Here is a 20,309-nt window from a genome sequence, read left to right on the forward strand (position 1 = left end):
CGCCCGGCGCCCGCGCCCGGGGCGGTCAGTCCCCGAACCGCGCCGGGACGTCGAACGCGGCCCGCCGCGTCGCCCGGCGCAGGGCCCGCAGCACGGTCCCGCCGCAGGTCAGGATGAGCACCACGGTGAGCAGGGCGCGCGGGACGTCCCAGCCGAGCGAGGTGGCCAGCACGTAGGCGGCGTACCGGGCCAGGTTGTCCGGCAGCGGGTCACCGGGGACGAACGAGATGCCGCTGCTCATGCCCGCGATGTACGGCCAGCCCTGGAGGTTCATCACCAGGCCGTAGAACAGCGACGACACCGCCCCGTACGCCGCCAGCAGCGCCAGCTCGCCGCGCCCGCGCACCGAGTGCGGCCCCGGCAGCAGCCCGGCGCCCATCGTCACCCAGCCCATGGACAGCATCTGGAACGGCATCCACGGCCCGCCCCCGCCGGTCAGCAGCGCGGACGCGAACATCGACACCGAGCCGAGGACGAAGCCGAACCCGGGACCCAGGACCCGGCCCGAGAGGACCATCAGGAAGAACATCGGCTGGAGCCCGGCCGTGCCCGCGCCGAGCGGGCGCAGCGCGGCACCGGCGGCGGCCAGCACGCCGAGCATCGCGACGGCCTTCGCGTCCAGGCCGGTGTCCGCGACCGTGGCCGCCGCGACGGCCAGCAGCAGCGGCAGCAGCAGCGCGAACAGCCAGGGCGCGTCCGCGGAGTGGGCGAGGCCGGACGACGAACTCGCCAGCAGCGGCCAGCCGAACGCGACCACGCCGGGGGCCGAGACCAGGGCCAGCGCGGCGGCCGACCGCGGGCCGGGCCGGATCGGCCGCGCCTGCCGCTGGGGCGCGTTCCCCGGGCCGGTCACGCCGCGTCCGGTATGCCGTCGAGCGCGGTCGCGACCTGACCGACCGTCAGCCAGCCCTGCGGCGCGAGGACCTTGGCGACCTGCGGGGCGAACGACGGCGAGGCGACCACCACTTCGGCCGTCGGGCCGTCCGCGACGACCTCGCCGTCGGCCAGCACCACGACGCGCTGGGCGAGTTCGGCGGCCAGCTCCACGTCGTGGGTGGCCAGCACCACGCAGTGCCCGGCCGCCGCCAGCTTCCGCAGCACGGCCGCGAGACGCGCCTTGGCGGCGTAGTCCAGGCCGCGGGTCGGCTCGTCCAGCAGCAGCGCGGGCGGCGCGGCGGGGGGCCCCACCGCCAGTGCCAGCGCCAGCCGTTGCCCCTCCGACAGGTCCCTCGGATGGGTGGAGTCCGGGACGCCCGGCAGCAGTTCGGCCACCAGCGCCCGGCAGGGGCCGGGCGCCGCGCCCGCGTCGGTGTCGGCGCCCGCGCACTCGGCGGCGACCGTCTCGGCGAACAGCAGATCGCGCGGGTCCTGCGGCACCAGCCCGGCGTGGCGCAGCAGTCGCCCCGGCTCGGCGCGGTGCGGGACGACGCCTCCGGCGAGTTCCACTCCGCCGGAGGCGGGCGGGTGCATGCCGACGAGGGTGCGCAGCAGTGTGGACTTGCCCGCGCCGTTGCGGCCCATCAGCGCGACTGTCTCGCCGGGCCGCACCACCAGATCGATCCCGCGCAGGACTTCGGCGCGGTCGCGGCGCACGGACAGGGCCCGGACGGTCAGCAGCGGTTCGCCGCCGGCCGTCCTGGCCGGGGCGGCCGGCGCGCGGCCGGATAGCCGCTCGCGCAGCGGACCGGCCGCGCGGCGGGCGTCGCGGACCGACAGCGGCAGCGGGTCCCAGCCCGCCAGCCGGCCCAGCGCCACCACGGGCGGGTGAACGGGGGAGCGGGCCATGACCGCGGCCGGCTCGCCCAGCACGGGCGCGGCGCCGGGCGCGGGCAGCAGCAGTACCCGGTCGGCGTACTGCACGACGCGCTCCAGGCGGTGCTCGGCCATCAGGACCGTCGTGCCGAGGTCGTGCACCAGCCGCTGGAGGACGGCCAGCACCTCCTCGGCGGCGCCCGGGTCGAGCGCGGACGTCGGCTCGTCCAGCACCAGTACGCGCGGGTGGAGGGTGAGGACCGAGCCGATGGCGACGCGCTGCTGCTGGCCGCCGGAGAGCGTCGCGATGGGCCGGTCCCGCAGCCCGGCCAGGCCCAGCAGGTCGAGCGTCTCCTCGACGCGCCGCCGCATCGTCGCCGGGGGCAGGCCCAGCGACTCCATGCCGTAGGCGAGTTCGTCCTCGACGGTGTCGGTCACGAAGTGCGCCAGCGGGTCCTGCCCGACGCTGCCCACCACATCGGCGAGGTCGCGCGGCCGGTGGGTGCGGGTGTCCCGCCCGGCGACCGTGACCCGGCCGTGCAGCGTGCCGCCCGTGAAGTGCGGCACCAGCCCGGAGACGGTGCCCAGCAGAGTCGACTTGCCGACGCCGGACGGGCCGACGAGCAGGCAGAGTTCACCCTCCGGCACGGTCAGGTCCACCGGGCCGAGCACCGGCTTCGCGGCGTCCGGGTAGGTGACGGAGACCTGGGAGAAACGGATCACGGGCGGGCCTCCTCGGCGTGGGCGGTGCCGGGTCGCGGCGGACGGGGGGCGACGAACGCGGGCAGCAGCCCCAGCAGGATCGCGGCGGCGGGCAGCGGCGGGAATCCGGGCGCGGTCAGCGGAACGGCGGGCGGGTTGAGCGCCGCCGGATCGGAGCCGCCCGCCCAGGCGACGAGCACGGCGGCGGCCACGCCCGAACCGGCCACCAGCCACGCCCGCGCGCCCCACCGGTCGGGCCGGTACCGGCTCCGGGGGCTGCGCCGCCCGCCCAGCCACAGGCCGCCCAGGGCCGCCAGCAGACCGGCCAGCAGCGGCGGCAGCCCGAAACCGGCGCCCTCGGCCGCCAGCAGCCCGTACGAGCCGGCGCACACGCCCAGCAGCCCGCCCAGCGTCAGCGCGGTGGTGGTGTGCCGGACGGCGGGCGGCACGTCGGCGGTCCGGCCGTAGCCCCGGGCGTCCATCGCGGCGGCCAGCGCGACCGACCGTTCCAGCGCGCCTTCGAGGACGGGCCGCGCGACGGCGATCAGCGACCGCGCGCCCCGGTCCGCGCGCCCCCGCAGCCGCCGCGCGGCCCGCATCCGCAGCAGGTCGGCCACGAGCCGCGGCGCGAACGTCATCGCCACCACGACCGCCACGCCCAGCTCGTACAGCGCGCCGGGCAGCGACTTCAGCAGCCGCGCCGGGTTGGCCAGGGCGTTGGCGGCGCCCAGGCAGACCAGCAGCGTCGCCAGCTTCAGCCCGTCCTCGAACGCGAAGACCAGCGCCTCGGCCGTGACCCGGCCGCCGAGCCGCACGCCCCGCGCCCAGTCCGGGAGCGGCACCTCGGGCAGCGTGAACACCACCGTGGTGCCGCCGATGGGGGAGCCCAGGAGCACGGCGAAGACGACGCGGATCGCCACCACCAGCGCGCCGAGCGCCAGGAAGAACCCGAACGCGTACGCCCACGGCGCGTCCGTGCGGCGCGCGGCGACCACGTAACCGGCGACGGCGACGAGCAGGGCCAGCAGCAGCGGGTTGGTGGTGCGGGAGGCGGCGGCGGCCAGGCCGAGCGCCCACAGCCACCAGGCGCCCGCGTGCAGGGCGTTGCTCCGGGTGACCAGGGGCGCGCGCAGCCGGGCGAGGGCGTCGCTCATGCCCGCCGTCGGCGCCGGGCGCGCAGCCAGGCGGCGGCGGCCAGCGCGGCGACCGTGCCGACGCCCGCCAGGACGGCGACGGCCGACCCGCCACCGTCGCCGCTCGCGGCGCTGTCGCCGTCGCCGTCCTCGGAGAGCTGGTCGGCGCAGCCGCGCGCCGGGTAGCCGGCGATGGCGCAGAGCAGGGCGTCGGAGTCGTACCGCAGCGGCTCGGCGACCCCGGCCAGCGCCTCGGCGGCGGTGGCCCCGCCGGGGGGCCGGGCGCACGCGGTCCGCGGCGCGGGCGGCGTCTCACCCTCCGGGGCGTCCCGCGCGGTGCCGAAGTCGACGACGATCGCAACCCCTGCGCCGTCGCCGCAGATGGCGTCGTACGCGCTCGCGTCGCGCGGCGCGCGCATGTCGGACGCCCCGTCGCTGACGGCGAACCGGAACCCGATCAGATCACCGTCCCCGACCCGCAGGGTCCCGGGGCCCTGCGTGGCGTACGTCCACCGGTCCTCGTCCGTGTCCCAGGTCCAGAACGACCAGTACCGGTACGCGGAGTCCGCGGCGACGGCGGGCGCCGCGCCCGGCCCGAGCAGCCCGGACACGACGGTCACCACGGCGGCCACCAGGGGCCACCACGCGCGGCGCGACCGGCTCACGGCGTGGCGTCGGACTTCGCGCGCCGACCGCGCAGGCTCAGGAACACGCCGATCAGCAGCCCCAGCGCCAGGCCGGCGCCCAGCACCCAGGGCAGGGCGCCGGATCCCGAGCCGTCGTCCGACGCGCCCGCGCCGCCCGTGCCGTCGGCGGACCCGGCCTCCTCGGGGGCGGGACCCAGGGCGTTCAGCTCCTCGACCAGGTCGCTGCCGCCGAAGTCGTGGGGCGAGGCGCCCCCGGCGTGGGCCGCCAGCACCAGCACGGCCAGCGACTGCGGGCTGTCCGCCCGGCCGGTCCACTCGTCGTGGTGCTCGCGCAGCCAGTCCAGCGGGCCCTGGCGCGCCTCCTCGTGGCCGCCCGCCGAGAGCGCGATCACGGCCCGCGCCGTCGTCGCGTAGTCCGGCTGCTCCTCGCCGCCGGGCAGGACCGTCACCAGGTGCTGCTCGCCGTCCGCCAGCAGGCCCGCCAGCCGCGCCGCGCCCGCCGAGGCCGACGCGAGCCGCGGCGAGAGCGCCGCCTCGTCGGTGGCCTCCGGGTTCTCCGGGTCCTCCGCCTCCTGGGAGTCCTCGGTGTCCCCGGAGCCCTCGGTGGCCCCGGAACCCTCGGGGTCCGCCGGGTCCTCGTCCCCCTCGCAGTCCAGCGGTACGACCGGCGCCTGCGTCACGCTCTCCGGATCGACCAGCAGCCCGCTGCCGTACGAGGCGAGCACCGCGTCCACCGTCGCCAGGTCGCTGGGGAACAGCTCCCCGCCCGGCTCCGGCTGCCACGCGAACGCCCCGCGCTCCTCCTGGTCCGCGCCGCACCCGAGCTGGAGCGCGGCCAGCGCGTCGAACGGGGAGCTGCCGTCACGGACCACGTCCGCCGGGTCCTCGCCCGCCGCGGCGAACGCGCCGACGACCACACCGGTGGAGTCCGCGTCGCTGGCGCCGCCGGGGTTGTAGCTCCAGCCGCCGTCCTCGTTCTGCACCCCGGTCAGCCAGGCCAGCGCGGACGCCACGGCCTCGTCGTGGCCGCCGAGCGCGGCCAGCGCCTGGACGGCGACCGCGGTGGCGTTGGAGTCGGCCGCCGTGACGTCGTCGCAGGGCCGGGAGACGTCGGCGCGGGAGGCGAGGAACGAGCCGTCCTCGCCCTGCTGCGCGAGCAGCCACTCCACCGCCTCACCGGCCGGCGCGTCCCCCGCCGCGTCCTGCGCCAGCAGCGCGAGGGACTGCCGCCACACCCCGTCGTACTGCGGGTCGGCCTCGCCGAAGAGCGGGTCCGACGCCGAGGTGGCGTCGGAGTCGGCGTCGTCGGCCGCGGACGCGGCCGGGAGCGCGGCCGTCAGCAGCACGGCGGCGCCGGCCAGCGCCGCGGCGGCGCGGTGTCCGCGGGACCGCGCGAAGGTCGGGGTGGGCTGGTGGGACACGGGAACGCCTTTCGCTGTGCTGGTCCGCCGGCACGGCCGACCGCCACGGCGCGGCGTCGCGCTGCGGGGCACCGGGCTCAGCGCCGTACTCCACGACGGTGCCGGTCGCCGGGCGGGCGACCGAACGGCCAGTGCGGCCCGCGGGCAGGCGCTCCGGCTCGCGGCGCCGGCCGCTCGTCCCGGGCGGTGCGGCTCCGCACACGGTTGCGGGTCAGCGCCGGACTCTCACCGGACTTTCCCCGCCGCGGGCGAACTGATGCCGGTCACTCTATCGGCGCAGACGAGGGGCTCACGAGGCGGCAGGCCGTTTCGATGTCCTGGTGGGCCTGGGCGAGCGTGATGTTGCCGGAGAGCCAGTAGACGAGTGTCGACTGCCAGGTGTGGGCGATGACGCGGAAGGCGCTGAGGTTCCGTTCGGTCTCCTCCTCCGACAGCCCGGCGGCGTCCCGCAGCAGCGCGGCGGTCACCCGCGACACCGCGCCGACCTCCGCCCGCACCGAGCCGTCGGCGAACAGCAGGGCGCGCATCATCGCCTCGGCCAGGCGGGGTTCGCGCTGGTGGGCGCGGAAGGCGCGCTTGAGGGTCCGCACGAGCCGGTCGCCGGGCGTCCGTTCGGTCAGCGGGCGCTCCCGCAGCGTCTCGTGCAACTGCTCCAACTGGTCGCACAGAACGGCGACCAGCAGGTGGATCTTGGACGGGAAGTACCGGTAGAGGGTGCCCAGGGCCACCTGGGCGCTCTCGGCGACCTCGCGCATCTGCACGGCGTCGAAACCGCCGGCGGCGGCCAGCCGGGTGGTGGCGTCGAGGATGCGTCGCCTGCGGGCCCGCTGCCGCTCGGTCCGTGCCGGAGCGGAGGGCTGGGGTCGCGTCGTCATGGTGGGCGCTCCCGAGGCAGGCTCTGAAACTCGTTGCAGTTTACTCATCGCGCCCACGTGGTGATAATCACCTGACTCGACGCATTCCGGCTGACGGACGGCGCGTTATCTTCGGTACCCGCGAGTAGCAGCTAAGTGAAGGAGCGGGCGTGACGGCTGAGGCTGGTGTGGATCGCCCCTTGCGAGTGGCGCTGCTCAGCTACAAGGGGAATCCGTTCTGCGGCGGCCAGGGCGTGTACGTCCGGCATCTCTCCCGCGAACTGGCCAGGCTCGGTCACCGGATCGAGGTCATCGGCGCCCAGCCGTACCCGGTCCTGGACGAGGGGGTGACCCTCACCGAACTGCCGAGTCTCGACCTCTACCGGCAGCCCGACCCTTTCCGGACACCGAAGCGCGACGAGTACCGCGACTGGGTGGACGTGCTGGAGGTCGCCACCATGTGGACCGGCGGCTTCCCCGAGCCGCTGACGTTCTCCCTCCGCGCCCGCCGCGAACTGGCCGCGCGCCGCGCCGAGTTCGACGTCGTGCACGACAACCAGACCCTCGGCTACGGCCTGTTGGGCATCGAACGTCTCGGCCTGCCCCTGGTCACCACGATCCACCACCCCATCACCGTGGACCGCCGCCTGGACCTGGCCGCCGCGGCCGACCGCAGGCGCCGCTTCTCGGTACGCCGCTGGTACGGCTTCACACGCATGCAGAAACGTGTCGCCCGCCGCCTGCCGACCGTGCTCACCGTCTCCGGCGCCTCCCGCCGTGAGATCGTCGAGGACTTCGCCGTCCCCGCCGACCGCGTCCACGTCGTGCCGATCGGCGCCGACGCCCGCGTCTTCCACCCCGACCCGGCGACACCGAAGGTGCCCGGCCGCATCGTCACCACCTCCAGCGCCGACGCCCCCCTCAAGGGCCTGGTCCACCTCATCGAGGCGCTGGCCAAGCTCCGCACCGAACACCCCCGCGCCCACCTCCTGGTCGTCGGCAACCGCCCCGCGACCGGCCCGGTCGCCGACGCGATGGACCGCTTCGGGCTGCACCGCGCCGTCGAGTTCCGCAAGGGCATCAGCGACGAGGAGCTCGCCGATCTGGTGCGCGGCGCCGAGATCGCGTGCGTCCCCTCCCTCTACGAGGGCTTCTCGCTGCCCGCCGCGGAGGCCATGGCCTCCGGCACTCCCCTCGTCGCCACCACCGGCGGTGCCATCCCCGAGGTCGCGGGCCCGGACGGCGAGACCTGTCTGGCCGTGCCGCCCGGCGACGCCGGCGCCCTGGCCGCCGCCCTGGCGCGTCTCCTCACGGACGAGGAACTCCGTACGAGAATCGCCCACGCGGGCCGTGAACGCGTGCTCCGCCGCTTCACCTGGGAGCAGGCCGCCCGCGCCACCGCGGAGCACTACCGCGCCGCGCTGGCCGAGAGGGCCGCGCCGGCCGAGAAGACCGCCCGGGCCCAGACGCCCGCGCACCGAAGGAGCTGACCGCGTGCTGACCGTGGACTTCACCCGATTCCCGCTCGCGCCGGGGGACCGGGTCCTCGACCTGGGCTGCGGCGAGGGCCGGCACGCCTTCGAGTGCTACCGGCGCGGCGCGCACGTCGTCGCCCTCGACCAGAACCCCAAGGACGTCGAGCACGTCGCCTCCTGGCTGGCCGCCATGAAGGAGGCCGGCGAGGCCCCGGCCACGGCCACCGCCACCGCCATGGAGGGCGACGCCCTGGCGCTGCCCTTCCCCGACGACAGCTTCGACGCGCTGATCGTCTCCGAGGTCATGGAGCACGTGCCCGACGACAAGGGCCTGCTCGCCGAGGCCGTCCGCGTGCTGCGCCCCGGCGGCCGGATCGCCGTCTCCGTCCCGCGCTACGGCCCCGAACGCGTCTGCTGGGCGCTGTCCGACGCCTACCACGAGGTGGAGGGCGGCCACATCCGCATCTACCGCGGCGACGAGCTGATCGACCGGCTCCGCGAGGCCGGCCTGCGCCCCTACGGCACCCACCACGCCCACGCGCTGCACGCGCCCTACTGGTGGCTCAAGTGCGCCTTCGGCGTGGACAACGACAAGGCGCTCCCCGTCCGCGCCTACCACAAGCTCCTCGTCTGGGACATCATGAAGCGCCCGCTGGCGACCCGCGTCGCCGAGCAGGCGCTCAACCCGCTGCTCGGCAAGAGCTTCGTGGCCTACGCCACCAAGCCCCGCCTGGAGCGTGCGTGACAAGCCCCGAGCGCACCGAGCGCCTCGCGCTGCCCGGAGTCCTGACCGCCGCCGAGGCCGCCGCCACCGCCGCCGGGATCGCCGCGACGCAGCGTGACGACGGCGCGATCCCCTGGTTCCGCGGCCACCACCTCGACCCCTGGGACCACGTCGAGGCCGCCATGGCCCTGGACAGCGCGGGCGAGCACGAGCGCGCCGCCGCCGCGTACGAGTGGCTGGCCCGTCACCAGAACGCCGACGGCTCCTGGTACGCCGCCTACGCCGACGGCGACGCCGCCCACCCCACCGACCTGGGCAAGGAGAGCAACTTCTGCGCCTACCCGGCCGTCGGCGTCCTCCACCACTACCTCACCACCGGCGACGAGCTGTTCCGGCAGCGGATGTGGCCGATGGTCACCGCCGCCGTCGAGTTCGTCCTCGGACTCCAGCAGGACGGCGGCCAGATCGGCTGGCGCCGCGACCCCGACGGCACCGCCGTGCCCGAGGCCCTGCTCACCGGCTCGTCGTCCGTCTACCACGCGCTGCGCTGCGCCCTCGCCCTCGCCGAGCTGGAACGCGCCCCCCAGCCCGACTGGGAGCTGGCCGCCGGCCGCCTCGGGCACGCGGTGCGCCGCCACCCCGAGCGTTTCCTCGACAAGTCCCGCTACTCCATGGACTGGTACTACCCGGTCCTCGGCGGCGCGCTGCGCGGCGCGGAGGCCAGGGCCAGGCTGGAGAAGGACTGGGACGCCTTCGTCGTTCCCGACCTCGGCGTCCGCTGCGTCGTCAACAGACCCTGGGTGACCGGCGGCGAGAGCGCCGAGCTGGCCATCGCGCTGTGGGCGGCGGGCCTGCCCGGCCGGGCCACCGACATCCTGCGCTGGATCGGCCACCTCCGGGCCGAGGACGGCCTGTACTGGACGGGGTACGTCTTCGCCGACGACGCCGTCTGGCCGACGGAACTCACGAGCTGGACCGCCGGTTCGGTGCTGCTGGCCGTGGCCGTGCTCACCGGCGACGAGCCCACGCGCGCCGTCTTCGGCGGCACCCGCCTGCCGCGCGGCCTCGAACCGGACTGCTGCCGGGACTGATCCGCGACGCGTGAACGCCGAACGGCGGCGGCCCCGGGCTTCTCCGCCCCGGGCCGCCGCCGTTCTCGTCCGTCCGTCTACGGCGGATCAGCCGCGCTGGATGCCCGAGGTGTCCTGGAGCACGCCGCGCCGGCCGTCCTGCGTCTGCGCCACCAGGGCCTGGCCGCGCTGCTCGACCGCCAGGTACCAGGTGCCGGGGGCGAGTTCGGCGACCGGGGTCGGCGAACCGTCCTCGCCGTACAGCGGCCGGGCGGCCGGGACGGCGAACCAGAACGGCTGGAAGTTCGGGTCGGTACCGGTGCCCGAACCGGCCGCCGGGGTGGCGGGCATCGCCTGCGTCGGCTGGTACGCCTGCTGCGGGTTGCCGGCCGCCGGGTAGCCGTAGCCGGGCGTCTGACCGCCGTACGGCGGCTGGCCGGCGAGGCCCACCTGCGGGCGGGGGCCGCTGGTGGTCAGCGGCACCTGGAGCGCCGGGAGGGTCTGCGTCAGCACCGCGGCGGCGGCCAGGAGGAGCACGGCGATCAGGCTCAGCACCATGCCCGCGCCCGCCTCCAGCACGTCCCCGTAGCCCAGCGGGTTGGCGAACAGCATCCACAGCGCCGACCAGGCGGCGAACACGGCCAGCGCCGTGCCCCACTGCCGGAGCTTCAGGCCGCCGATCAGCCGCTCCTGCACCTGCGGGGAGACGAAGGCCGGGACGACGATCAGAACCGCGGCGATGAGCCCGCCCAGGAAGACCGTGGGCATGAGCGGGAAGAAGAAGTTCGACCAGCCGTTCCTGCCGTCGTCGGCACCCTTGAAGCCGTAGTACTCCAGGAAAGAGGCGATGAAGAGCAGGACCGCTGCTCCGATCACTGCTGCATCGCCTCGGGAGAGCGAGCGGTTGTTCACGTCAGATCCTTCGTCGTTATGGTCGTCATGGTCTGGTCAGACTGAGCGAGGCCCCATCGTACGGATGTTGTCCCCCCGGGTCCCGGGGAAGGGGGCCTACTGTTTCCCAGGCGACACGCTTGTGATGCGGTCGTGATCTGGGTGCCGGTCAACAGCCCTCACCCGTGCGTCTGAGCACGCGCAGCGAACGGCAGGTGCCGACCTCCGTGAAGGCGCCGCTGGCGACGGCCCGTCGCCAGATGCGGAACGGTGCCTGCCCGCCGTCGGCCGGGTCGGGGAACACGTCGTGGATCACCAGCAGGCCGCCCTCCGCGAGCTGCGGGACCCAGCTCTCGTAGTCGGCCGTGGCGTGGGCGTCGGTGTGGCCGCCGTCCACGAAGACCAGGCCGAACCGCCCGCCGCCGCCCCCGCCCCCCCCCTGTCTCTTATACCCATCCGACGCTGCCGACGCAGAGGATAGCGCGCATATCGGCCGTCGCCGTGGCACAGAGATACGGGGCAGTAAGCAGTAGGAGGTGGATTGGGGGTACCAGCACTAGGATCGCGCGGGCCCCGGGGACCCTACTCGCCGGGACGCCCTCCCGTGCTTCCGCCGCACCCTGGCAGCCGATGGGCTTTAGGAGTACGTCGTCGCCGCGGCCTGCGGGGACCGGCCGACCACGGCGACGACGTACTCCTCGAGCCCTGCGGCTGCCAGGGTGCGGCGGAAGAACGGCAGGGTGTCCAGCCGGGTCGGGTCCTCGGGGTCGGCGAGTTCCTTGTCGTGGTACTCCCAGCCCACCTGCTGCTCCTCGCTGCCCCGGTGGTGGTCCACCGTGACGGCGACGGTGCCCGCGCGGCGGGCCGCGTCGGCGAGCAACAGCGTGGACCGGCCGCAGTAGCTGCCGATTTCGAGCAGCGGCAGCCCCAGGTCCGTGGCCGCCTCGACGGCCGCCTCGTACAGCGCGCGGCCCTCGTCGGCCGGCATGAAGCCCTTGGCCGACTCGAAGGCGGCGAAGACGTCATCCGCCACGCGTCCCCCTGTGGTACCCGAGTGTGGCCCCCATGCTGCACCATGCGTCACGGCTGTCACCAGCCGGGGTCAGCACACCCGCGCGAGCGGCGCCTGCTGGAGCGGGACGGGTTTGGTGATGGCCCGCGACGCGTCCGTCCCCGCCCCGGGCGCGTGCGCCCGCTGCCCGCTCTCCGGCTCCGCGCCCTCCGGCCCGGCGGCGGACCGCGCGGCCTCCGGCTCGGGTTCCGGCGCGGTCTCGGGTTCCGGTTCGGGGACGACGAGGCGGGCCAGGCCGCAGGGCACGTCCTCGGTGACGTACGGCAGCAGCAGGTCCCCGTCGGCCGTCCACCGCCCGGTGCCCGCCAGCCACCCGGCCGGAGCGGGCAGGTGCCGCAACGCGCGGTGGGCGGGCCGCCACACCGCCACCCAGTCCGCCTCGGCCGTCGTCACGCGCAGCGCGACACCGCAGCTCTCGGGCGTCAGCACCTGCCCCGGCTGGACGGCGAACGGCGTCAGCCGCACCCCGTCACCCGGCCGCAGCGCCTCCGGGAACCGCACCGGCCGGTGGCTGCCCAGCACGCCCCACCCGATCCGGTCCGCGCCCGGCGCGTCCGAACGCACCAGCAGCAGCCCGCTGTCCGGGTCGGCCAGCAGCAGCCGGTCGTCGCTGTCCTCCGCGATCCGCAGCAGTTCGGCGGGCTCCCCGCCCTGCTCCACGTCCACCGTCACCGCCCGGGTGCGCCCGGAGGCGTCCGTGCGGTCCAGCGCCAGCAGCCTGCCCGCCGCGTCCAGCCACGCGCCGCCCGAGCAGCGCCCGTCCAGCACCGTCACCAGCTCCGGCCCGAACGCGCCGCCGCACACCAGCCACAGCGCCGTTCCGTCACCGTCCTCCCGGGGCGCCAGCGCGAAGACCCGCATGCCGTCCGGGGCGGGTGGCAGCAGGTGCAGCTCCGGCGACTCCACGGCGCCCAGGGGGAGTTCACCCGTGTCAGGACCGGAGGGGTAGAGCAGGGAGAGATGGTGACGGCCGTCCGCGCGGCGGCTGATGAGGACCCGCCCGTCGGCGAGCGGCACCAGCGGCGTGCCGGGTTCCTCCGGCTGACCGGCCGGCAGCCGCACCGTGTACGGCTCGGGGCCGTCCAGCGTCCACCGCTCGGGGCACCAGCCGTCACCGCCGTCCCTGGCGACCAGCCGGGCCGCGTACGCGCCTCCGGCCGCGATCGTCAGAGGCGCGGGCTGCGGGGCTCGGGCCGTCATATGTCGCTCACCTCCAGCGAGGACGGTAGGGCTTGGTACTGCGGACCGGACAACCCGGCTTCTGCCGCTTCACGCATAAGGGTGACGCTTCCCCGAATCCCATGATCAACTGGGGTCAGTTGTGTATGTCACTCGGGTGGAACCGCGCGGCGCTCCGCGTGTCTCCTCGCGCTCCTCCGCGCGCGTCTCCCCACGACATGGTGGGCGCGGTTCCCGGGTCCCGCCGGACAGGTAGCCTGACCCCGTGCCCGTACTCTCCGACGTGATCACCGCGCTCGACACCCTATGGCCTCGCGAGCGGGCCGAGCAGTGGGACGCGGTCGGACCGGTGTGCGGCGACCCGGACGCGGAGACCGGCCGGGTGCTGTTCGCCGTGGACCCGGTCCAGGAGATCGCCGACGAAGCCGTGGCGCTCGGCGCCGGGCTGCTCGTCACCCACCACCCGCTCTACCTGCGCGGCACCACCTCCGTCGCGGCCGACACCTTCAAGGGCCGCGTCGTGCACACCCTCATCAAGCACGACATCGCGCTCTACGTCGCGCACACCAACGCCGACCGCGCCGCCCCCGGCGTCTCCGACGCCCTCGCCGGAGCCCTCGGGCTGCGCGTCACCGGCCCGCTGGTCCCCGACCCGGACGACCCGGCGGGGCGCCGCGGCCTCGGCCGGCTCTGCGAGCCGGACCAGCCGCTGACCCTCGCCGAGTTGACCGCGCTCGCCGCCGAACGGCTGCCCGCCACCGCGCAGGGCATCCGTTCCGCCGGTGACCCCGACCGCCCCATCCGTACGGTCGCCGTGTGCGGCGGCTCGGGCGACAGCCTGTTCGCCGAGGTGCGCGCGGCGGGCGCCGACGCGTTCCTCACCGCCGACCTCCGCCACCACCCGGCGTCCGAGGCCCGCGAGCACTCGCCGCTCGCGCTCGTCGACGCCGCCCACTGGGCGACGGAATGGCCCTGGTGCGAGCAGGCGGCGGCCCAGCTCGACGCCGTTTCGCAGCGGCACGGCTGGGGACTCCGCACCCATGTGTCCCGCCGGGTGACCGACCCCTGGCGCATCCACCACCCCTCCCGCCACCCCAGCGAAGGAGCCCCCAACTGAACGCCGCGCCCGCCGATCAGAACCGCCTGCTGGACGTCCAGGCCCTCGACATCCGGCTGAACCAGCTCGCGCACCGGCGCGAAAACCTGCCCGAGCACGACGAGATCCGCGCCCTGGACAGCGACATCGCCCAGCAGCGCGCTCTGTTGGTGGCGGCGCGGACGGAGGAGAGCGACACCGCGCGGGAGCAGACCAAGGCCGAGCAGGACGTCGATCAGGTCCGCCAGCGCGCCGCCCGCGACCAGCAGCGTCTCGACTCCGGGATGGTCACCAGCCCCAAGGACCTGGAGAGCCTCCAGAGCGAGATCGCGTCGCTCGCCAAGCGGCAGGACGACCTGGAGACCGTCGTCCTCGACATCATGGAACGGCACGAGGCCGCCCAGGCCCGGGCCAGGGAACTGGCGGCGACGCTGGAGGAGTTGGAGGCCAGGGTCACCGACGCGTCGGCCCGCCGCGACGCCGCGGTGACCGAGATCGAGTCCGAGACCGAGAGGATCTCCGCCGAACGCGCCGAACTCGCCGCCACGATCCCCGCCGACCTGCTGAAGCTCTACGAGAAGCTCCGCACGCAGCAGGGCGGCGTCGGCGCCGCGCGGCTGTACCAGCGGCGCTGCGAGGGCTGCCGCCTGGAGCTGAACATCACCGAGGTCAACGAGGTGCGCGCCGCCGCCCCCGACGAGGTGGTGCGCTGCGAGAACTGCCGCCGCATCCTGGTCCGTACCACCGACTCGGGGCTGTGAGCGACACCGATGCGCGAGTTGATCGTCGAGGCGGACGGCGGTTCCCGGGGCAACCCGGGACCGGCCGGATACGGCGCCGTCGTACGCGACGCGGCCACCGGTGAAGTGGTCGCCGAAACCGCCGAGTTCATCGGCCGGGCGACCAACAACGTGGCGGAGTACCGGGGGTTGATCGCCGGTCTCCGCGCCGCGCGCGAGGTCGATCCGGGAGCCTCGGTGCGCGTCCGGATGGACTCCAAGCTGGTCGTGGAACAGATGTCGGGCCGCTGGCAGATCAAGCACCCCGACATGCGCCCCCTGGCGCTCGAAGCCCGCGACGTCTTCCCGGCCGGCGCCGTGACGTACGAGTGGATCCCCCGGGAGCGGAACAAGTACGCCGACCGCCTGGCCAACGAGGCGATGGACGCCGGGAAACGCGGCGAGCAGTGGACGCCCCGGCCGCCGGTCGCCGCCGAACCGTCCGAGGAGGAAGCCGAGTTGCCGCCCGCCGTGGGCTGGGGCCCGGCGAGCGGCACGCCGACCTCGTTCCTGCTGCTGCGGCACGGCGAGACGCCGTTCACCGCGCGGAAGGCGTTCTCCGGCAGCGGCGGCGAGGACCCGGACCTGTCGGCCACCGGGCTGGCCCAGGCCGAGGCCGCGGCGGAAGCCCTCGCCCACACCGGCGTCCAGGCCGTCGTCACCTCGCCGCTGGCCCGCTGCCGCCAGACCGCGCAGCCGCTCGCCGACCGGCTCGGCCTCGACGTCCGGGTCGAAGAAGGTTTCCGGGAAACGGACTTCGGTGCCTGGGAGGGCCTGACGTTCGCCGAGATCCAGCAGCGGCACCCCGAGGACCTCGCCCGGTGGCTCGCCTCGCCCGACGCCGAACCGACCGGCGGCGGCGAGAGTTTCGCCGCGGTCGCCCGGCGGGTCGCGGTGGCCCGGGACAAGACGCTGGCCCGCTACGCCGGCCGGACCGTTCTCGTCGTCTCGCACGTCACGCCCGTCAAGACGCTGGTGCGGCTGGCGCTCGGCGCGCCCGCCCTGTCGATGTTCCGCATGGAGCTGTCCCCGGCCGCCCTGTCCGAGGTGGCGTACTTCCCGGACGGCAACGCCTCGTTGCGCCGGTTCAACGACACCGCGCACCTGCGGACCGCGCAGCTCACAGTTCGGTGACGACGATGTCCAGCCGGCCGGGCGCGCTCTCCTCCACCACGTAACCAAGGTCGCGCACCGCCCCGGCCAGCTTCGCCGGGGTGCGCGGCAGCGGCCCGGCCTCCAGCAGGGCGCGCACCACACGGCCCTTGGTCGCCTTGTTGAAGTGGCTCACCACTGACCGCTTCTCCACGCCGTCCACCAGCCGCGCCTGGAGCACCCGCACGGTCACCGTGCGCCGCGCCAGCTCGCCGTCCGGCCGCCACATCGCCGCGTACGCCGACGACCGCAGATCCAGCACCGGCCCGGCACCGGCCGCCTCCGGCAGCGCCCTCGCCAGCGGCTCCTTCCAGAACCCGGCCAGCGGCCCGAGCCCCGGCAGCCGCACCCCGGCCGGGCAGCGGTACGCCGGGAGGCGGTCGGTGATCCGTACCGCGCCCCACAGGCCCGAGAAGACCAGCAGCGACTCCCGCGCCCGCCGCTTGCCCGCCGGGCTGAGCGAGCCGAGACCGAGCGCGTCGTACAGCACACCCGTGTAGAGCTGCCCGGCCGGGCGGGCGGGAGCCGTGCGCATCGCCGCGTTCCGCGCGACCTCACCGGCCAGCCCCTCGCTCAGCCCGAGCACCTCGCGCGCCTTCGTCACATCGTCCGTGCCGTGCGCGCCGCCGGAGCACAGGGCGATCAGCTCCGCCAGCACCCGTTCGCGCGCCGGGGCGAGCGCGGGCAGCGAGAGGGCGCCCACATCGACGGGGGCCCCTCGTACCGCCCCGGTCTTCCCCTCCGACGGCGGCAGCAGCACCAGCACTTCGCGTCACTCCTCGCGTTCCCCACGGGCCTCATGTTCTCCGTCCGGAGGCGACGATACTGGCCGGACGTCGCGCTCGCCGCCGTACGCCCGGTCGGCGCAGTACCGCGTCACCCGGGCGTGTGGGCCGCCGGACGCGGCCCGCCGTCCGGCCGAGTCGGTGGTTCCGGCCCGTGCCGGGCGTCGCGCCGGGCGCGCAACGCTGCGGTGTCCGGGACGCCGGGTGCCGTTCCCCCCGATGCTGGAGCCATGTCTCCGCGCGGCTGGATCCTGTTCTCCCTGATGAGCGTCATCTGGGGCATCCCGTACCTGATGATCAAGGTCGCGGTCGGGGGCGTGCCCGTCCCCGTCGTCGTCTTCACCAGGACCGCGATCGGCGCGCTGCTCCTGCTGCCGCTCGCCTACCGCGAACTGCCCCGGCTGCGCCCGTACGCCGTGCCGGTCATGGCGTTCGCGGCCTGCGAGATCATCGGGCCCTGGTTCCTGCTCTCGGACGCCGAACGCCACCTGTCCAGCTCCATGACGGGCCTGCTGATCGCCGCCGTGCCGGTCGTGGCCGTCGTTCTCGCCCGGCTGACCGGCGGGCGCGAACAGCTCGGCGCCCTGCGCTGGACCGGCCTGGCCGTCGGCCTGGCGGGCGTGGCGGTCCTGGCCGCCCCGCGGATCGGCGGCGGCAGCACCTGGCCGGTGACCGAGGTCCTGCTGACGGCCCTGTGCTACGCGGGCGCCCCCCTGATCGCGGCCCGCACCCTGCGGGACGTGCCGACGCTCCCGCTGACGGCCGCCTGCCTGACCCTGGCGGCCCTGGTCTACGCCCTGCCCGGCCTCGTCTCGCTGCCCGACACGATGCCCTCGACCGAGGTCCTGGCCTCGCTGGCGGGTCTCGGGGTGATCTGCACGGCGCTGGGCTTCGTCGTCTTCCTCGAACTGATCCGGGAGGTCGGCACCTCCCGGGCGATGGTCTTCACCTACGTCAACCCGGCGGTGGCCGTCGCGGCCGGCGTCGCGTTCCTCGCCGAACCCCTGACCGGCACCATCGTGGCCGCCTTCGCCCTCATCCTGGCGGGCTCGATCCTGGCCACGGGTAGGATGGCCGGTACGGCGGACGAGCCGGCCGGGCGGTCGCGTCGGGATCCTCTGGATCTCGCCGAGGAACGTCCGGGCTCCACAGGGCAGGGTGGTAGGTAACGCCTACCTGGGGTGACCCACGGGAAAGTGCCACAGAAAACAGACCGCCGGGGCGATGAGCCCCGGTAAGGGTGAAACGGTGGTGTAAGAGACCACCAGCGCCCAGGGTGACCTGGGCGGCTCGGTAAACCCCACCCGGAGCAAGGTCAAGAGGGGCCGTCACACCGACGACCCTGCGCGGACGACCGAGGGCTGCCCGCCCGAGTCCGCGGGTAGACCGCTTGAGGCCGGTGGCGACACCGGCCCTAGATGGATGACCGCCTCCTCCCGGGCCGCAAGACCCCGGAGCGACAAAACCCGGCGTACAGGCCGACTCGTCCGCCTTCCCGGCGCTTGACCTGCTCGACCCATCGGCGATATCAATCGGGTCGGAATTTGATATCGTTGGCGTGGTGCCCTGGGTGGAGAGGGCAGGCTGGAGGAGTGGCCCATGACGCGAACAGTGATCGACATCGATGACGAGCTGCTGGTCCAGGCGGCTGAGGTCTTCGGTACCTCGACGAAGGTCGCCACGGTGAACGCCGCCCTGGAGGATGTGATCAAGCGTCGGAAGCGGGCCTCGTTCCTGGGATGGCTGGCCGAGGGTGGGTTGCCTGATCTGACCGGTCCCGTCGAGGACACGGATGGCGCGGGCCGGGCGGCGTGACGGGTCGCTATCTCATCGACAAGTCGGCGCTGGCCCGTTATCCGAAGCCGGTGGTCCGGGCGGTGATCGATCCGCTGCACAACGCGGGGCTGCTGGCGGTGTGCGGGGCCGTCGAGGTCGAGGTCATGCACAGCGCACGGTCCAAGGCGGACGCGGAACGGATCCGTGACGAGATGCGCGGCTTCGACTGGCTGACGACCCCTGACGAGGTGTGGGACCGGGCACTGGAGGTGCAGACGCGACTCGTCGGCTCGGGGAACTGGAAGGCGCTCTCGGTGGCGGATCTGGTCATCGCGGCGACCGCCGAGCGGCACGGAGCGGTGGTGCTGCACTACGACGGCGACTACGACATGATCGCGAGCGTGACCGGCCAGCCGACCCAATGGGTGGTCCCGGCCGGTGCCGCCGACTGAGCTACGGGCACCGGCCGCCACGCGGAGGAACGCGTGACCCGGACCGGGGCACGGGTCTGACCCGGGCGCTTCACCCGGTGAGCGCAGGTTCCTTCACCAATCGTGTGCCGGGAGTGGGGTCCTGGGGTCAGGAGGCCTTGCTCAGGGCTGGGTCCGTGCGCCAGGCGTTGGCGAGGTCGGGGAGGGGGACGTCGAGGACCTCGCTGAGTCGGACGATGGTGCCGAACGCGGGTGTCGGCAGTCTGCCGGTCTCGATCTTGCGGAGGGTCTCCGGCGAGATGCCCGCCGCCAGGGCCACCTCGGCGAGGTTGCGTCCGGCCCGGGCGGAGCGCAGGGCGGCTCCGAGGCGTCGGCCCGCCTCGATCTGTTCGGGGGCGAGCGGATGGCGAACCATGCGGTCATGGTAGCAACCACCCCCCACCCCGGTCTGGTATAAATATACCGGTCAATACTCTGGGGAAAGAGGACCGCGGTGATCGAGATCAAGGCTCCGAAGGACATCGAGCGCATGCACGTCACCGGACAGTTCGTCGGTCAGGTGCTGGAGGAGCTCGGCGACCTCGCCGCGGTGGGGGTCGATCTGATGGATCTGGAGCATCACGCCCGCCGCCGGATCAAGGAGCGCGGCGCCCAGTCCTGTTACTGGGACTACGCCCCCTCGTTCGGCGAAGGTCCCTTCCGGAACGTGGTGTGCCTCTCGGTCAACGACGCCGTGCTGCACGGACTGCCGCACAGGTACAAGCTGCGCGACGGGGACCTGTTGAGCATGGACATCGCGGTGAGCGTCGACGGCTGGGTCGCGGACTCGGCCCTCTCCGTCGTCGTCGGCACCCCGGCCGAGGAGGACCTGCGGCTGATCGAGGCCACGGAAGTCGCCCTGGAGGCGGCGATCAAGGTCGCCCGGCCCGGCAACCGGATCGGGGACATCTCGGCGACCATCGGCGCGGTCGCCGCGGAGTACGGCTACCCGGTCAACCTGGAGTTCGGCGGCCACGGCCTCGGCCGCACGATGCACGAGGACCCCCACGTGCCCAACGACGGGCGGCCCGGGCGCGGCTGGAAACTGCGCCCCGGCCTGGCGCTCGCGATCGAGCCCTGGTTCGCCCGCGGCACCGACAAGATCGTCTTCGACCGGGACGGGTGGACGATCCGTTCGGCCGACGGCTCGCGCACCGCTCACTCCGAGCACACGATCGCCATCACCGAGGGCGATCCGCTGGTGCTCACCCGCCGTCCCCGCCACCTCGCGGCGGAACAGGGCGGCAACGGCCCGCCCCCGGCCGCGCGTTGACGCGCCCTCCGGGGCCGGCACGCTCGCGCGGGCAGCGACGAGCCCGCCAAGAGCCACC

The 20,309-nt window shown here is 74.7% G+C and carries 19 protein-coding genes, 1 other RNA gene and 3 pseudogenes; 11 read left to right on the forward strand and 12 right to left on the reverse strand.

Translation table 11 applies throughout. The features are described from left to right. Positions 1 to 25 precede the first annotated feature (25 nt). From BN2279_RS26470 to BN2279_RS26495, 6 genes are all read right to left on the reverse strand, one after another. A complete protein-coding gene (locus BN2279_RS26470; protein ID WP_059013535.1) occupies positions 26 to 853 on the reverse strand; it encodes an ECF transporter S component in 828 nt (275 codons plus the stop codon). Next, positions 850 to 2,475, reverse strand: coding sequence for an ABC transporter ATP-binding protein (locus tag BN2279_RS26475; RefSeq protein ID WP_059013536.1), 1,626 nt, complete (start codon positions 2,473 to 2,475; stop codon positions 850 to 852). Before BN2279_RS26475 ends, BN2279_RS26470 begins: the two co-directional genes overlap by 4 nt. After that, the gene (locus BN2279_RS26480; protein WP_059013537.1) at positions 2,472 to 3,608 is read right to left on the reverse strand and encodes a CbiQ family ECF transporter T component; all 1,137 of its coding nucleotides are present in this window, start codon (positions 3,606 to 3,608) and stop codon (positions 2,472 to 2,474) included. The genes BN2279_RS26475 and BN2279_RS26480 overlap by 4 nt, the downstream gene beginning before the upstream one ends. Next, a complete protein-coding gene (locus tag BN2279_RS26485) occupies positions 3,605 to 4,219 on the reverse strand; it encodes an SCO2322 family protein (RefSeq protein ID WP_234348091.1) in 615 nt (204 codons plus the stop codon). Before BN2279_RS26485 ends, BN2279_RS26480 begins: the two co-directional genes overlap by 4 nt. Positions 4,220 to 4,248: 29 nt before the next feature. Beyond that, positions 4,249 to 5,655, reverse strand: a complete 1,407-nt coding sequence (locus BN2279_RS26490; RefSeq protein ID WP_059013539.1) for a prenyltransferase/squalene oxidase repeat-containing protein — start codon at positions 5,653 to 5,655, stop codon at positions 4,249 to 4,251. A 263-nt stretch (positions 5,656 to 5,918) separates the two neighbouring features. After that, positions 5,919 to 6,530, reverse strand: coding sequence for a TetR family transcriptional regulator (locus tag BN2279_RS26495; RefSeq protein WP_059013540.1), 612 nt, complete (start codon positions 6,528 to 6,530; stop codon positions 5,919 to 5,921). A gap of 149 nt (positions 6,531 to 6,679) precedes the next feature. Here BN2279_RS26495 and BN2279_RS26500 point away from each other — a divergent pair, with 149 nt between their 5' ends. Genes BN2279_RS26500 through BN2279_RS26510 form a run of 3 tightly spaced genes read left to right on the forward strand, consistent with a single transcriptional unit; the run spans position 6,680 to position 9,799 of the window. After that, positions 6,680 to 7,999 carry a glycosyltransferase family 4 protein gene (locus BN2279_RS26500; protein ID WP_059013541.1) on the forward strand — a complete coding sequence of 440 codons (1,320 nt, stop codon included), beginning with the start codon at positions 6,680 to 6,682 and terminating at the stop codon, positions 7,997 to 7,999. Positions 8,000 to 8,003: 4 nt separating this feature from the next. Further along, positions 8,004 to 8,729, forward strand: a complete 726-nt coding sequence (locus tag BN2279_RS26505) for a class I SAM-dependent methyltransferase (protein ID WP_059013542.1) — start codon at positions 8,004 to 8,006, stop codon at positions 8,727 to 8,729. Continuing rightward, positions 8,726 to 9,799, forward strand: a complete 1,074-nt coding sequence (locus BN2279_RS26510) for a prenyltransferase/squalene oxidase repeat-containing protein (RefSeq protein WP_059013543.1) — start codon at positions 8,726 to 8,728, stop codon at positions 9,797 to 9,799. Before BN2279_RS26505 ends, BN2279_RS26510 begins: the two co-directional genes overlap by 4 nt. An 87-nt stretch (positions 9,800 to 9,886) precedes the next feature. Here the strand turns inward: BN2279_RS26510 and BN2279_RS26515 are convergent, their stop codons facing one another. From BN2279_RS26515 to BN2279_RS26530, 4 genes and pseudogenes are all read right to left on the reverse strand, one after another. Further along, positions 9,887 to 10,690: a DUF5336 domain-containing protein gene (locus BN2279_RS26515; RefSeq protein WP_059013544.1), complete on the reverse strand. Its 804-nt coding sequence runs from the start codon at positions 10,688 to 10,690 to the stop codon at positions 9,887 to 9,889. A 148-nt stretch (positions 10,691 to 10,838) separates the two neighbouring features. Then, positions 10,839 to 11,090: pseudogene (locus BN2279_RS26520) on the reverse strand (class I SAM-dependent methyltransferase); the annotation flags it as partial. Between the two features lie 231 nt (positions 11,091 to 11,321). Continuing rightward, positions 11,322 to 11,657 (reverse strand): annotated as a pseudogene (locus BN2279_RS26525) (class I SAM-dependent methyltransferase); the annotation flags it as partial. A 114-nt stretch (positions 11,658 to 11,771) separates the two neighbouring features. Beyond that, positions 11,772 to 12,941: a hypothetical protein gene (locus BN2279_RS26530; RefSeq protein WP_059013545.1), complete on the reverse strand. Its 1,170-nt coding sequence runs from the start codon at positions 12,939 to 12,941 to the stop codon at positions 11,772 to 11,774. A gap of 244 nt (positions 12,942 to 13,185) precedes the next feature. On the opposite strand from BN2279_RS26530, the gene BN2279_RS26535 reads away from it, so the two are divergent. The 3 genes from BN2279_RS26535 to BN2279_RS26545 are packed head-to-tail and all read left to right on the forward strand — an operon-like array spanning position 13,186 to position 15,929. Continuing rightward, complete coding sequence (locus tag BN2279_RS26535) at positions 13,186 to 14,037, forward strand: Nif3-like dinuclear metal center hexameric protein (RefSeq protein ID WP_059013546.1); 852 nt, start codon at positions 13,186 to 13,188, stop codon at positions 14,035 to 14,037. Continuing rightward, positions 14,034 to 14,777: a zinc ribbon domain-containing protein gene (locus BN2279_RS26540; protein ID WP_059013690.1), complete on the forward strand. Its 744-nt coding sequence runs from the start codon at positions 14,034 to 14,036 to the stop codon at positions 14,775 to 14,777. Before BN2279_RS26535 ends, BN2279_RS26540 begins: the two co-directional genes overlap by 4 nt. Positions 14,778 to 14,786: 9 nt before the next feature. Then, on the forward strand, positions 14,787 to 15,929 hold the full coding sequence (locus tag BN2279_RS26545; RefSeq protein ID WP_059013547.1) for a bifunctional RNase H/acid phosphatase: 1,143 nt from the start codon (positions 14,787 to 14,789) through the stop codon (positions 15,927 to 15,929). On the opposite strand, the gene yaaA is transcribed toward BN2279_RS26545, so the two are convergent. After that, a complete protein-coding gene (gene yaaA / locus BN2279_RS26550; protein WP_059013548.1) occupies positions 15,916 to 16,713 on the reverse strand; it encodes a peroxide stress protein YaaA in 798 nt (265 codons plus the stop codon). The genes BN2279_RS26545 and yaaA overlap by 14 nt on opposite strands. 312 nt (positions 16,714 to 17,025) lie before the next feature. On the opposite strand from yaaA, the pseudogene BN2279_RS26555 reads away from it, so the two are divergent. From BN2279_RS26555 to BN2279_RS26565, 4 genes and pseudogenes are all read left to right on the forward strand, one after another. Then, positions 17,026 to 17,733, forward strand: a pseudogene (locus tag BN2279_RS26555) (DMT family transporter); the annotation flags it as partial. A gap of 86 nt (positions 17,734 to 17,819) precedes the next feature. Then, an RNA gene (gene rnpB, locus BN2279_RS26875) (RNase P RNA component class A) lies at positions 17,820 to 18,222 on the forward strand. 109 nt (positions 18,223 to 18,331) lie between these two features. After that, complete coding sequence (locus tag BN2279_RS26560) at positions 18,332 to 18,547, forward strand: type II toxin-antitoxin system VapB family antitoxin (protein ID WP_059013550.1); 216 nt, start codon at positions 18,332 to 18,334, stop codon at positions 18,545 to 18,547. Further along, a complete protein-coding gene (locus tag BN2279_RS26565) occupies positions 18,544 to 18,960 on the forward strand; it encodes a PIN domain nuclease (protein ID WP_059013551.1) in 417 nt (138 codons plus the stop codon). The genes BN2279_RS26560 and BN2279_RS26565 overlap by 4 nt, the downstream gene beginning before the upstream one ends. 127 nt (positions 18,961 to 19,087) lie before the next feature. Here the strand turns inward: BN2279_RS26565 and BN2279_RS26570 are convergent, their stop codons facing one another. Continuing rightward, on the reverse strand, positions 19,088 to 19,354 hold the full coding sequence (locus BN2279_RS26570; protein WP_059013552.1) for a helix-turn-helix transcriptional regulator: 267 nt from the start codon (positions 19,352 to 19,354) through the stop codon (positions 19,088 to 19,090). 78 nt (positions 19,355 to 19,432) lie between these two features. Between BN2279_RS26570 and map the strand changes: the two genes are divergently transcribed. Continuing rightward, on the forward strand, positions 19,433 to 20,251 hold the full coding sequence (gene map / locus BN2279_RS26575) for a type I methionyl aminopeptidase (RefSeq protein ID WP_059013553.1): 819 nt from the start codon (positions 19,433 to 19,435) through the stop codon (positions 20,249 to 20,251). The last annotated feature ends 58 nt before the right edge of the window (positions 20,252 to 20,309 follow it).

This window comes from Streptomyces specialis, from assembly GCF_001493375.1.
Taxonomy (GTDB): domain Bacteria; phylum Actinomycetota; class Actinomycetes; order Streptomycetales; family Streptomycetaceae; genus Streptomyces; species Streptomyces specialis.